The organism is Longirhabdus pacifica, assembly GCF_004115085.1.
Classification (GTDB): Bacteria; Bacillota; Bacilli; order Paenibacillales; family DSM-105158; genus Longirhabdus; species Longirhabdus pacifica.
Window position 1 is genome coordinate 25,709 of the sequence record NZ_QXJP01000024.1, and the last position, 14,447, is coordinate 40,155.

The following is a 14,447-nucleotide window of genomic DNA, read 5'->3' on the forward strand; positions in this document are numbered from 1 at the left end:
TAAAATAATGTCATATCTTTTTAATATGAATTTTTATAAATGAAGCATCACCAAAAAAATGACATCAATTAATCATCAAAAAATAACCCCCGTCTCATGACGGGAGCTATTTTGCAAAACAAATGTTTTGATATATTACTTCGTGATTTTAGAAACAGCACCAGCACCAACTGTGCGGCCACCTTCACGAATAGCGAAACGAGTTCCTTCTTCGATCGCGATTGGAGCGATCAATTCAACTGTAACTTCTACGTTGTCTCCAGGCATAACCATTTCAGTACCTTCTGGAAGTTCGATGATTCCAGTAACGTCCGTTGTACGGAAGTAGAACTGAGGACGGTAACCAGTGAAGAATGGCTTATGACGTCCACCTTCATCAGAAGTCAAAACGTAAACTTGTGCAGTAAATTTAGTATGAGGTGTGATTGTTCCAGGCTTAACTAGAACTTGACCACGCTCGATGTCACTGCGGTCTACACCACGAAGCAATGCTCCGATGTTGTCACCAGCTTGTGCAGAGTCAAGAAGCTTTCTGAACATCTCTACACCTGTAACTGTAGTTTTAGAAGACTCTTCATGGATACCCACGATTTCGATTTCGTCACCAACAGTAACTGTACCACGCTCAACACGACCAGTAGCAACTGTACCACGACCAGTGATAGAGAATACATCCTCAACTGGCATCAAGAAAGGCTTATCCGTTGCACGCTCTGGCTCAGGAATGTACTCATCGATCATAGTGAAAAGTTCGATGATTTTTTCAGCCCACTCACCTGTTGGGTTTTCAAGTGCTTCACGAGCAGAACCTTGAACGATTGGAGTGTCATCTCCTGGGAATTCGTATTCGTTAAGAAGATCACGAACTTCCATTTCTACTAATTCAAGCAACTCTTCGTCTTCTACCATGTCGCATTTGTTTAAGAATACAACGATGTAAGGTACGCCTACTTGGCGAGACAAAAGAATGTGCTCACGAGTTTGTGGCATAGGACCGTCTGCAGCGGAAACAACAAGAATTGCTCCGTCCATTTGTGCAGCACCAGTGATCATGTTTTTAACATAGTCAGCGTGACCTGGGCAGTCTACGTGTGCATAGTGACGGTTTTCAGTTTCGTACTCAACGTGAGAAGTCGCGATTGTAATACCACGCTCTTTCTCCTCTGGAGCGTTATCGATTTGATCGAAAGCTTGAGCGTCACCGCCGTATTTTGCAGACAATACAGTAGTGATAGCAGCTGTCAAAGTAGTTTTACCATGGTCAACGTGACCGATTGTACCGATATTCAAATGCGGTTTATTACGTTCGAATTTAGCTTTAGCCATTTTAAAATTTCCTCCTTAAACAGTGAAAAGATATTTTTTATTATTCAGTACCTGCATTTTTAGCAGCAATTTCGTCTGCGATAGATTTAGGTACTTCTTCGTAGTGAGAGATTTCCATAGAGTAGTTACCGCGACCTTGTGTACGAGAACGCAATGTCGTAGAGTAACCAAACATTTCGGAAAGTGGCACATTCGCATTGATGAATTGTGCTCCAGCTTTCGCATCCATACCTTGAATACGTCCACGACGTGAGTTTAGGTCTCCCATTACATCACCCATGTACTCTTCAGGTACAGTAACTTCAACTTTCATAATTGGCTCCAAAATAACTGGGTTACATTTTCCTTTAGCAGCTTTCAACGCTAATGAACCTGCAACTTTAAACGCCATTTCACTGGAGTCAACATCATGGTATGATCCATCAACGATAGTAGCTTTAATGTCTACTACAGGATAACCTGCGATAACACCGTTTTGCATGGATTCTTGAATACCATTTTGTACAGCAGGAATGTATTCTCTTGGAACAACCCCACCGACGATTTTGTTAACAAACTCGAAACCTGTTCCAGCTTCTCTCGGCTCGAACTCGATCCAAACATGACCGTATTGACCGCGACCACCAGATTGTCGAACGAATTTACCTTCCACTTTAGCTGCTTGTTTGAATGTTTCACGATAAGCAACTTGTGGTTTACCAACGTTCGCATCTACTTTAAATTCGCGCATCAAACGATCAACGATAATTTCAAGATGAAGCTCTCCCATACCAGAAATAATCGTTTGACCTGTTTCTTCGTCTGTTTTTGCTTTAAATGTTGGATCTTCCTCTGCTAGTTTAGCAAGAGCAGCACCCATTTTATCTTGATCCGCTTTCGATTTAGGCTCAATAGCTACATCGATAACTGGATCAGGGAATTCCATTGACTCAAGGATAACTGGGTTCTTTTCATCACAAAGTGTGTCTCCAGTTGTTGTATCTTTCAATCCTACTGCTGCAGCAATATCACCAGCGTAAACTCTTGAAACTTCTTCACGACTGTTTGCATGCATCATAAGGATACGACCAACACGTTCCCTTTTTCCTTTTGTCGTATTAAGAACATAAGAACCTGAATCTAATGTTCCAGAATACGCACGGAAGAATGTCAATTTACCTACGTATGGGTCTGTCATAATTTTAAATGCTAGTGCAGAGAACGGCTCTTCATCTGAAGATTGACGAGTCACTTCTGTACCATCTTCTAATGTACCAGTAATAGCTGGAACATCAAGAGGTGATGGCAAGTAGTCTACAACTGCGTCAAGCATCATCTGAACACCTTTATTTTTGTAAGATGACCCACAAAGAACAGGAGTGATTTTCACTTCACAAACACCTTTCCGCAAAGCGGATTTAAGTTCTGCAAGAGAAATCTCTTCTCCTTCTAAGTACTTCATCATTAATTCTTCATCTAATTCTGCAATTTTCTCCATCATCTCAGTGCGAAGCTCTTCCGCTTTATCAGCGTAGTCAGCAGGAATTTCTGCCTTTTCCACTTTTTGACCGAGATCATCTTGATAAATGTATGCACAATTTTCAATTAGATCAATGATTCCAGTAAAGTCGTTTTCTTTCCCTATTGGATATTGAATAGCTACTGCATTAGCGTGCAATCTTTCACGCATTTGACTAATAGCACCATCAAAATCAGCACCAATAATATCCATTTTGTTTACGTAAGCGATTCTAGGTACACCATAAGTATCTGCTTGACGCCAAACTGTTTCTGATTGCGGCTCTACGCCACCTTTCGCACAAAACACACCAACTGCCCCATCAAGTACACGAAGTGAACGCTCTACTTCTACAGTAAAGTCCACGTGACCCGGAGTATCAATGATATTGATACGGTGTCCATCCCATTGAGCAGTCGTTGCGGCGGAAGTGATTGTAATTCCGCGCTCTTGCTCTTGCTCCATCCAGTCCATTGTTGCTGCACCTTCATGAACCTCACCGATTTTGTGAGTACGTCCAGTGTAGAACAATATACGTTCAGTTGTGGTTGTTTTACCCGCATCAATATGCGCCATGATACCGATATTTCGTGTATCTTTTAAGGAGAATTCTCTAGACATAGCTGTAATATCTCCCTTCATGTCTTTACGACATTTAATATACAAGACTTATTTTATACTTACCAGCGATAATGTGCAAACGCTTTGTTAGCCTCAGCCATTTTGTGTGTATCTTCGCGTTTTTTCACAGCAGCACCAGTGTTGTTGCTAGCATCGATAATCTCGTTTGCTAAACGCTCTTGCATTGTGTGCTCCCCACGAAGACGAGCATAATTTACTAACCAACGCAAACCTAAAGTTGTGCGTCTTTCTGGTCTTACTTCTACAGGAACTTGGTAGTTAGAACCACCTACACGACGTGCTTTAACTTCAAGCACCGGCATGATGTTTTTAATTGCTTGTTCAAACACTTCCATAGCTTCTTTTCCTGTACGTTCTTGAATAAGATCAAAAGCTCCATAAAGAGTCTTTTGTGCTGTTCCTCTCTTACCGTCAAGCATAATACGGTTAATTAAGCGAGTCACTAGCTTTGAATTGTGTATAGGATCTGGCAATACGTCTCTACGAGTTACAGGACCTTTACGTGGCATGGTAATCCCCCTTTCTTTCTAAATAAATGTCATAAAGATGAGACCAGTAATATTTATTGAAAATATGTTTCTAGTTTTCATTTTTATGATTTTGCTTTTGGTTTTTTCGTTCCATATTTAGAACGACCTTGCTGACGGTCATTCACACCAGCAGTGTCTAAAGCACCGCGAACGATGTGATAACGAACCCCTGGTAAATCTTTTACCCTACCACCGCGAATCAAGACAACACTATGTTCTTGCAAGTTATGTCCGATTCCTGGAATATAAGCAGTAACTTCAATACGGTTAGTTAAGCGAACACGAGCATATTTACGAAGTGCGGAGTTAGGTTTTTTCGGTGTCATAGTACCGACACGTGTACAAACCCCTCTTTTTTGCGGTGAGCTTAAGTTCGTTTCCGATCTTTTCATCGCGTTAAATCCACGCTGCAATGCAGGTGATGTGGATTTCGTCGTTTTTGCTTTACGTCCTTTACGTACGAGCTGATTAATCGTTGGCATTCGATGCACCTCCTTCCAAAGGTCATATTGTGTTTTCAAGTCCACAGATCCAGGTGATTCATTTATTGGCAAACGAAATGTCTTATTCATAATAAATTATGAATAAAACCTATGTTGAATAAGTTATTTTAAGATTGCAGCACTTGCAGAGCCAACATCTATGCCAAATGTTTTCCCTAATTCTTTCATCGTTTGAACTTGTTTTATTTGAACGCCATTCAACTTGCATACTTCTTGCAATTTCTTTTTTAATTTATTATCGGCATCAGCAGCAATGTAAACTTCTTTCGCATGTCCCTGCTCAATCGTTTTCAAAGTTTGCTTCGTACCAACAACAAATTCCCCATCCTGAATTGGCTTTTCAATAGACACGATTTCATCCTCCCAAAGTCAGGAATTTGGCACACTCAAAGATAATAACACTTATAAAGTAAAGTGTCAAGCGTGTATCCTTATTTGATTTTACCTTTCTATTTTTATATCAAGATCCCCTTGAGAGATCTTGATATAAAGTGATAGAGAAGGTTCATTGATACTGTATTATTCTGCTACGAGCACTTCTTCCTCTTCTTCTGATGCTTCCTCTAGAGGTAAAGTGTTATCAACAAGATCTATATCACGGTATAAGTTAATCCCTGTACCAGCAGGAATCAATTTACCGATAATGACATTCTCTTTCAATCCAAGTAGTTTATCGACTTTGCCTTTGATAGCAGCATCCGTTAACACTCTTGTTGTTTCTTGGAATGAAGCAGCAGACAAGAAAGATTCTGTCTCTAGAGAAGCTTTCGTAATACCTAACAACACAGGTTTCGCAACCGCTGGTTCTTGACCTGCAAAAATAACTGCTTTGTTTTCTTCTTCATACTCATGAAGTTCGGCAAATGATCCAGGTAATAAGTTGGTATCTCCTGCATCTAGGATACGCATTTTTCTAAGCATCTGACGGATCATGACTTCAATATGTTTATCGTTAATTTCTACCCCTTGGTTTCGATAAACACGCTGAACTTCTTGTAAGATGTATTGCTGAACTCCGCGAATACCTTTAATTCTTAACATCTCTTTAGGATCAATGGACCCATCTGTTAATTCATCTCCGGCTTCTAATTTTTGTCCAACAGCAACACGTAACCTTGAACCGAATGAAACACTATATGTTTTTTCTTCGGTTTCGCCTTGAATATCTATTTCTCGGCGATCTTTCGCATCACGGATATCTTTAACGACACCCTCGATTTCGGAAATTGGTGCTTGCCCTTTCGGATTACGCGCTTCAAACAACTCTTGGATACGAGGTAGACCCTGTGTAATGTCGTCTCCCGCAACTCCACCTGTATGGAATGTACGCATCGTAAGCTGTGTTCCAGGCTCACCGATGGATTGTGCAGCGATAACACCTACTGCTTCTCCAATTTCAACGAATTTACCAGTAGCAAGATTTCGTCCGTAACATTTCTTACAAACACCATGCTTTGTTCTACAGCTTAATACAGATCTGATTAAGACTTTCTCAATTCCAGCCTCAATAATTTTCTTCGCTTTATCTGCTTCGAGGAGTTCATTACGTTGAACAATAACTTCACCCGTTTTACTATCACGAATCGTCTCGAAAGCATATCTACCTTCGATACGATCATATAAGTTTTCTATGACTTCTTTACCGTCTTGAATTGGTGTAACGACAAATCCTTTATCTGTTCCGCAATCATCTTCACGAACGATAACATCTTGCGCTACATCAACCAATCTTCTTGTTAAGTAACCAGAGTCCGCCGTTCTCAGTGCCGTATCAGCCAAACCTTTACGAGCACCATGCGTAGAAACGAAGTATTCCAATACCGTTAGACCTTCACGGAAGTTCGATTTTACCGGAACCTCGAATATACGACCAGATGGAGTCGCCATCAACCCACGCATTCCACCAAGCTGAGTGATCTGTGACTTGTTACCACGCGCTTTGGAATCCACCATCAAGCTGATGGAGTTGTATGCATCTAAGGAGTCCATCAAAATACCCGTAATAGCGTCTTTCGTTTTACCCCATATTTCAATGATTCTGTCATAACGCTCATCTTGCGTAATCAAACCACGACGATATTGATTCGTAACCACTTGAATTTTTTCTTCGGAATCTTTCATTATGGTTATCTTTTCGTCTGGTACGACAACATCAGATACGGCAATAGATATACCAGCTTTTGTAGAATACGTGTACCCTAGCTGCTTAATTTTATCAAGTATAACGGACGTTTGCGTTGTTTCATATATTCGGAAACATTCCGCAATAATCGCACCTAAATAATCTTTACCGATTCCTTTATTGAATGGAGCTTCCATGATTTTCGCCTTCAAATCGGCACCTTTTGTGTACACAAAATATTTTTCAGGAAGTCCGTTCAGTAAGTTGTCGTTTGTAGGTTCATTAATATAGTGCAATGTATCTGGGAATATTTCATTAAATATAAGTTTTCCGATCGTCGTAATCAACATTGCTGATTGTTGCTTTTCAGTAAAGCATTTTTTCCCTAATGAAGCTACTGGCACCGCTACACGAGCATGTAAAGAGTAGTTGCCTGCTTGATAAGCTGTAATCGCTTCGTTTCTATCTTTAAATATAGCTCCAGTACCCTTCGCTTCAGGGTTATCCATCGTTAGATAATAACTTCCTAAAACCATATCCTGTGAAGGAGTAACAACCGGCTTACCGTCTTTCGGATTCAAAATGTTACCTGAAGCTAACATAATAATTCTTGCTTCTGCTTGTGCTTCCGCAGACAACGGTACGTGAACAGCCATTTGGTCTCCGTCGAAATCGGCATTATATGCAGTACACACGAGTGGGTGCAAGCGAATCGCTTTTCCTTCCACTAATGTTGGCTCGAATGCCTGGATACCAAGTCTGTGCAATGTTGGTGCACGGTTTAGTAGTACTGGGTGTTCTTTAATCACTTCTTCGAGAACATCCCACACTTCAGGGCTGATTTTTTCTACTTTACGTTTCGCACTTTTGATATTGTGTGCTAACCCTTTGCTTACAAGTTCTTTCATTACAAAAGGCTTGAACAATTCTAGTGCCATTCCTTTTGGAAGTCCACACTGATACATTTTCAAATTCGGTCCAACGACGATAACAGAACGACCTGAATAGTCAACACGTTTACCAAGTAAGTTTTGGCGGAAACGTCCTTGCTTCCCTTTTAACATATGACTTAAAGATTTTAACGGTCTGTTACCAGGACCTGTAACAGGTCTTCCGCGACGACCATTATCGATAAGTGAATCTACTGCTTCCTGCAGCATTCTTTTTTCATTTTGTACGATAATGTCCGGTGCGCCAAGATCAAGAAGACGCTTCAATCTATTGTTACGATTTATAACTCTACGATACAAGTCATTCAAATCGGAAGTTGCAAATCTACCCCCATCTAGCTGAACCATGGGACGAAGCTCTGGTGGAATAACAGGTAATACATCGAGTACCATCCACTCTGGATTATTGCGTGAATTACGCAATGCTTCCATGACTTCTAGACGTTTGATTGCTCTACTTCTTCTTTGTCCTTGTGCTGTTTTCAAATCTTCTTTCAATACTTCTACTTCGCGTTCTACATCGATATCGGCTAATAGCTTTTTAATCGCCTCTGCACCCATACCAGCCTGAAAAGCATAGCCATACTTTTCACGATAACTACGGTACTCTTTTTCCGATAATAGTTGTTTCTTCTCCAAAGGTGTATCACCAGGATCCGTCACAACATGAGAAGCAAAGTATATGATTTCTTCCAATGATCTTGGAGACATATCCAAGGCTAAACCCATACGACTTGGAATACCTTTAAAGTACCAAATATGAGTAACAGGAGCGGCCAATTCGATATGGCCAAGTCGCTCCCGTCTAACTTTTGCACGTGTTACTTCAACTCCACAACGATCACAGACGACACCTTTGTATCGTACGCGCTTATACTTACCACAGTGACATTCCCAATCCTTAGTTGGACCAAAAATCTTTTCACAGAACAAACCTTCTTTTTCAGGTTTTAAAGTTCTGTAGTTAATTGTTTCTGGTTTTTTTACTTCTCCACGAGACCACGAACGTATTTTATCGGGTGATGCTAATCCGATTTTCATAAATTCGAAATTGTTGACGTCCATCAAGGAGCAACCCTCCTCAAGAATGAATTGATATTGAAACTTTACTCTTTAATCGCTACCTGTTTCTGCGCCTTCAAGATTGAGACTAAGTCTATCTTCAGAAGAATCTTCTTCTTCGTCAATCTCTTTCATTACTATTTCTTCTTCATTTTCGGTCAGTATCTTAACATCCATTCCTAAACTTTGAAGCTCTTTAATAAGAACTTTAAATGATTCAGGTATGCCAGGTTCAGGGACATTCTCACCTTTAACGATAGATTCGTATGTTTTTACCCTTCCCACAACGTCATCTGACTTGACTGTTAAAATTTCTTGCAATGTATAAGAAGCACCGTATGCTTCCAAAGCCCAAACTTCCATCTCACCAAAACGCTGTCCACCAAATTGTGCTTTACCACCAAGTGGCTGCTGTGTAACGAGTGAGTATGGACCTGTTGAACGTGCATGAATTTTATCATCAACCATGTGTGCCAGTTTAATCATATACATGACACCCACCGTAACTTCTCTTTCAAATGGTTCTCCGGTTCTTCCATCATATAAGACAGTTTTACCGTTACGCTGCATCCCTGCTTCTTCCATCGTATCAAACACATCGGTTTCACGAGCACCATCAAATACTGGAGTTGCAACATGAATGCCTAAACGCTTGGCAGCCATACCAATATGAACTTCAAGCACCTGACCAAGGTTCATACGTGAAGGTACACCAAGTGGATTAAGAACAACGTCAACAGGTGTTCCATCAGGAAGGAATGGCATATCTTCTTCTGGTAGTATTCTCGCGATAACCCCTTTGTTACCGTGACGACCAGCCATTTTGTCCCCTTCTGATATTTTACGTTTTTGTGCGATGTATACTCGAACAAGTTGGTTTACACCTGGAGGTAATTCGTCTCCATTTTCTCTTGTGAATACTTTAACATCTACCACAATACCGTCCGTACCATGTGGCACACGTAAGGAAGTATCTCTAACTTCTCTTGCTTTTTCGCCGAAGATAGCATGCAATAAGCGTTCTTCTGCAGTAAGCTCTGTCACACCTTTTGGTGTCACTTTCCCTACTAAGATGTCACCAGATACGATCTCAGCACCAACTCGAATAATGCCTCGCTCATCGAGATTTTTGAGTGCATCTTCACCGACATTAGGAATATCACGTGTGATTTCCTCTGGTCCTAACTTCGTGTCTCTCGCCTCAGACTCATATTCTTCAATATGAATAGAAGTGTATACGTCTTCTTTCACTAAGTTTTCACTTAACAAAATAGCATCCTCGTAGTTATATCCTTCCCAAGTCATGAAGGCTACGACCACGTTTTGCCCTAATGCTAATTCTCCTTGTTCCGTAGAAGGCCCGTCAGCAAGAATATCTCCAGCCTTGACTACGTCTCCTATTTTCACAAGTGGACGTTGATTCACGGCAGTTCCTTGATTAGAACGAATAAACTTATGCAGCTTGTACTTTATGGCATCTCCACTCACAAGTGTTCCGTCGACAACTTCTTGTCGTCTTAACACAATTTGTTCTGCGGAGGAACGTTCGATAATTCCGTCGTACTTCGCTACCACACAAACCCCTGAATCTTTTGCAGCTTTATGCTCCATCCCCGTTCCAACTAATGGAGACCTAGGAATGAGAAGCGGTACAGCCTGACGTTGCATGTTAGATCCCATCAACGCACGGTTGGAGTCATCATTCTCTAAAAACGGAATTAACGCGGTTGCAACAGATACAACCTGTTTAGGAGATACGTCAACATAGTCGATACGATCTCTGGACATCGTTAATATATCTTCCGATTTCTTGTTATAACGACTGATAATATTGTCATCGACAAAACTACCATCTTCATTCAACTTACTATTTGCCTGCGCGATAACATAGTTGTCTTCTTCGTCCGCAGTCAAGTAATCTATTTTCTCTGTCACTAAGTTGGTTTTAGGATCAACCCAACGATAAGGTGCTTCAATAAAACCGTACTCATTCACTCTTGCAAACGTAGACAAGGAGTTAATGAGACCGATGTTAGGCCCCTCAGGCGTTTCAATTGGACACATTCTACCATAGTGAGAGTGATGAACGTCACGAACTTCAAATCCAGCACGGTCTCTAGTCAATCCTCCAGGACCAAGTGCGGATAAACGACGTTTGTGTGTAAGTTCAGCTAGTGGATTCGTTTGATCCATAAACTGAGATAGCTGTGAACTACCAAAAAACTCTTTAATTGATGCGATAACAGGTCGAATGTTAATCAATGCTTGTGGCGTAATCACATTTGCATCTTGAATAGACATTCTTTCTCTAACTACTCTTTCCATACGGGAAAGTCCAATACGGAATTGATTTTGCAGCAATTCCCCAACGGAACGTAATCTTCTGTTACCCAAATGATCTATATCATCCGTATCTCCAATATCTTTTAACAAGTTAATAAAATAGTTGATAGAGGAAATAATATCAGCTGGAGTGATATGTTTCATATCCATATCAATTTTGCCGTTAGAAATAACTTTGACGATTTTCCCATCTTCAGCAGGTGAGAACACATCGATCACTTGTAGTGGAATGGTATTTTCATCAAGGACACCTTCGGTCACTTGCTGTTCTTTTAAATTAATACCTTCCTCTAAATAAGGGAGGAGCTCATCAAGCAATCTACGATCCACTAATTGTCCAGCTTCAGCGATAATTTCGCCTGTTTCAGGATTCACTAATGTTTCAGCTAAGCGCTGATTGAACAATCGATTCTTGATATGCAGCTTTTTATTAATTTTGTACCTTCCGACATTCGCTAGATCATAACGTTTTGGATCAAAGAAACGAGCAATGAGAAGACTTTTTGCATTTTCTATCGTAGGAGGTTCTCCTGGGCGAAGTCTTTCATATATTTCAATTAAAGCTTTTTCTGTAGACTCTGTGTTGTCTTTTTCTAATGTATTACGGATGTATTCATCTTCGCCAAGCAAATCGATGATATCTTGATCTGTACTGAAACCTAGTACTCTAAGTAAAACCGTAACAGGAATCTTTCTTGTACGATCAATTCTAACGTAGACAATATCTTTAGCGTCTGTTTCTAACTCGAGCCAAGCTCCACGATTAGGAATAACAGTAGCGGTATAAGCTTTTTTACCGTTTTTATCTACTTTATCGTTGAAATAAACACTAGGAGAGCGAACAAGCTGGCTGACAATAACTCGTTCAGCCCCATTTATAATAAAGGTCCCGGTTTCGGTCATAAGCGGGAAGTCTCCCATAAATACTTCTTGATCCTTTACTTCACCAGTCTCTTTATTATAAAGACGAACCTTCACTCTTAGCGGAGCAGCATATGTAACATCTCGCTCCTTGCTTTCATCTACCGAATATTTGGGTTCTCCAAGCACGTAATCGATAAATTCTAATGCCAAATTTCCAGTAAAATCTTGTATCGGTGAAATATCACGAAACATTTCCCGTAATCCTCTATCCAGGAATTCCTCATAAGATTTCTTTTGAATTTCGATGAGGTTGGGTATTTCTAATACTTCATTGATACGCGCATAACTTCTTCGTTCGCGACGACCAAATTGAACAAGTTGACCTGCCAACTTCCATTCACCCCTTATGCCAATAGACATGCTAAACATTTTTACATTGACGTAATGATGCATATCGTTGAAAATAAATTATATGCATAAGAATATGTTCTATGCATAAAAAACATGTTACAATTGCAATATATAATAGTTAAATAAAAACTGTAACTTTTTAAAACCAAAATAAATCAAAATAAAACAAAGCCCCTACTTTCTTCACTCATTGTGTTTTGTACACGTAAGATTAGCAGGCAGCAATTAAGAAGAACAAATGCATTTGACTGATATGAATAGATGAGCATAACAGAACATAAATTCTACCATATTATGCATCATTCCCAAATGTATAAACAATATACATAAGATAATACAAAAATCACATGACTTACATTTGTATTGAATGTATAACATTTCAGCAAACTAAATAAATTCAGACACGTTTATGCTGACAGTATACAATAATATCATAGCGCATAGAGCGCGTCAACATATCCGTCCACTCTATTTCGTTGCTTTATAGATGTGATACCCTCTACTTCTCTTCATTAATTCCACATTTGAAAATAATGAATCCAATTTCTTTTTCGCCGATGCAGCACCTTGCTTTTTCTGAATAACAATCCATAATTGTCCAAGTGGTTTTAATCTTTCATGCGCTTGCGAGAAAATGGAATGTACTGTCTCTTTTCCAGCTCGCACCGGTGGATTGCTTACAACGAGATCGAAATCTGTTTCCTCTATATGTTGGAACTTGTCACTCTGCGTAATGGTGACATTATGTATATGATTTAATGTTGCATTTTGTTTGGCTAAGCCAACTGCACGTTCATTAATGTCCACCATATACACATGACTTTTTTCAGCATGTTTTGCAATGAAAAGTCCGATAGGTCCGTACCCGCATCCAACATCACATATACGGGAGACATTATGCAACACTATTTCTTCCATAAGTAATACACTGCCAAAATCAACACTTCGTTTTGAAAACACACCTGCATCCGTATGAAACTGAAATGTAGTTCCCTTTATGTTTTGTGTAATGGTGTGAGGCTGATGGTTGGCGTTAGGATTTTTACTATAATAGTGATCCACAACAATTCTCCTCTATCATGATGATGGAAACATCCCCTTGATTAACCGAGGGGATGTTGATATCCATATGAAGTATATTAAAATTACTTCACTTCTACAGATGCGCCTGCACCTTCTAATTTTTCTTTCATTGTTTCAGCATCTTCTTTAGAAGCTTTTTCTTTGATTGGAGCTGGAGCACCATCAACTAATGCTTTCGCTTCTTTCAAACCAAGACCAGTGATTTCACGAACTGCCTTGATTACGTTGATTTTTGAGCTTCCAGCACTTGTCAAGATAACATCAAATTCAGTTTGCTCAGCAGCAGCTTCTCCGCCAGCAGCTCCACCAACAACAGCTACAGGTGCAGCAGCAGTTACACCAAACTCTTCTTCAATTGCTTTAACAAGATCATTTAAATCAAGAACGGACATTTCTTTTATTGCTTCAATAATTTGTTCTTTACTCATGATAAACCTCCATCAATTTATATTTATTTTATTTAGGACAGGATTAACCTTCCGTTGATTCTCCATCTTTATCAGCAACTGCTTTAACAGCAAGTGCCATGTTACGAATAGGTGCTTGTAAAACGCTAAGCAACATAGAAAGTAAACCATCTCTTGAAGGAAGAGAAGCCAACGCTTTAAGGTCTTCTTGACTAACTACTTTCCCTTCAACAATACCTACTTTAATGTCTAGGTTCTCATGACCTTTCGCAAAGTCAGACAATATTTTAGCAGCAGCAAGAGCATCTTCTTTTGAGAAAGCAACAGCTGTCGGACCCACTAAAAACTCATCCAATTCAGTGAAATCTGTTTCTTGTGTGGCACGCTTCACTAAGTTATTTTTAATAACCTTTAGTTCCACATTCGCTTCACGAAGTTGTTTACGTAATTCTGTAACTTCGGCAACGTCTAATCCACGATAATCAACAACGACAGTACTTTGACTTTCCCGAAGTTTTGTAGCAATGGAAGATACCATTTCTTTTTTCTGTTCTAGAACGCTTGCATTTGGCAACGTACACACCTCCTCATCATTCTTAGAATGATCATCAAAAAAATAAAAGCCTCCGCAGACATGACGAAGGCTTGTGTTTTAGTCTCTTCATTATAAATGAATAAACTATATATCACACCTCGGTAGGAAATT

Annotated in this window: 10 protein-coding genes and 1 other annotated feature (1 of these 11 cut by a window edge); all 10 genes read right to left on the bottom strand. The window is 39.8% G+C overall.

Annotated features, from left to right (window positions below; all coding sequences use genetic code 11):
* Positions 1–135: 135 nt before the first annotated feature.
* Positions 136–1,326, bottom strand: a complete 1,191-nt coding sequence (gene tuf / locus D1Z92_RS14710) for an elongation factor Tu (RefSeq protein ID WP_128896436.1) — start codon at positions 1,324–1,326, stop codon at positions 136–138.
* 40 nt (positions 1,327–1,366) lie between these two features.
* Positions 1,367–3,445 carry an elongation factor G gene (gene fusA / locus D1Z92_RS14715; RefSeq protein ID WP_128896437.1) on the bottom strand — a complete coding sequence of 693 codons (2,079 nt, stop codon included), beginning with the start codon at positions 3,443–3,445 and terminating at the stop codon, positions 1,367–1,369.
* Between the two features lie 59 nt (positions 3,446–3,504).
* Positions 3,505–3,975, bottom strand: coding sequence for a 30S ribosomal protein S7 (gene rpsG, locus D1Z92_RS14720; RefSeq protein WP_128896438.1), 471 nt, complete (start codon positions 3,973–3,975; stop codon positions 3,505–3,507).
* An 83-nt stretch (positions 3,976–4,058) separates the two neighbouring features.
* Positions 4,059–4,478 carry a 30S ribosomal protein S12 gene (rpsL, locus tag D1Z92_RS14725; protein ID WP_128896439.1) on the bottom strand — a complete coding sequence of 140 codons (420 nt, stop codon included), beginning with the start codon at positions 4,476–4,478 and terminating at the stop codon, positions 4,059–4,061.
* Positions 4,479–4,601: 123 nt separating this feature from the next.
* On the bottom strand, positions 4,602–4,850 hold the full coding sequence (locus tag D1Z92_RS14730; RefSeq protein WP_128896440.1) for a ribosomal L7Ae/L30e/S12e/Gadd45 family protein: 249 nt from the start codon (positions 4,848–4,850) through the stop codon (positions 4,602–4,604).
* Positions 4,851–5,018: 168 nt separating this feature from the next.
* Complete coding sequence (gene rpoC / locus D1Z92_RS14735) at positions 5,019–8,639, bottom strand: DNA-directed RNA polymerase subunit beta' (protein WP_128896441.1); 3,621 nt, start codon at positions 8,637–8,639, stop codon at positions 5,019–5,021.
* A gap of 45 nt (positions 8,640–8,684) precedes the next feature.
* Entirely contained in the window at positions 8,685–12,260 is a 3,576-nt protein-coding gene (gene rpoB, locus D1Z92_RS14740) for a DNA-directed RNA polymerase subunit beta (RefSeq protein ID WP_128896442.1), read from the bottom strand.
* Positions 12,261–12,719: 459 nt separating this feature from the next.
* Positions 12,720–13,313, bottom strand: a complete 594-nt coding sequence (locus tag D1Z92_RS14745; protein WP_240666762.1) for a class I SAM-dependent methyltransferase — start codon at positions 13,311–13,313, stop codon at positions 12,720–12,722.
* 83 nt (positions 13,314–13,396) lie between these two features.
* Positions 13,397–13,762, bottom strand: a complete 366-nt coding sequence (rplL, locus tag D1Z92_RS14750) for a 50S ribosomal protein L7/L12 (RefSeq protein ID WP_128896444.1) — start codon at positions 13,760–13,762, stop codon at positions 13,397–13,399.
* A gap of 43 nt (positions 13,763–13,805) precedes the next feature.
* Complete coding sequence (gene rplJ / locus D1Z92_RS14755) at positions 13,806–14,315, bottom strand: 50S ribosomal protein L10 (RefSeq protein WP_128896445.1); 510 nt, start codon at positions 14,313–14,315, stop codon at positions 13,806–13,808.
* Between the two features lie 31 nt (positions 14,316–14,346).
* Positions 14,347–14,447 (bottom strand) — a sequence feature (ribosomal protein L10 leader region); it runs 45 nt beyond the window's last position.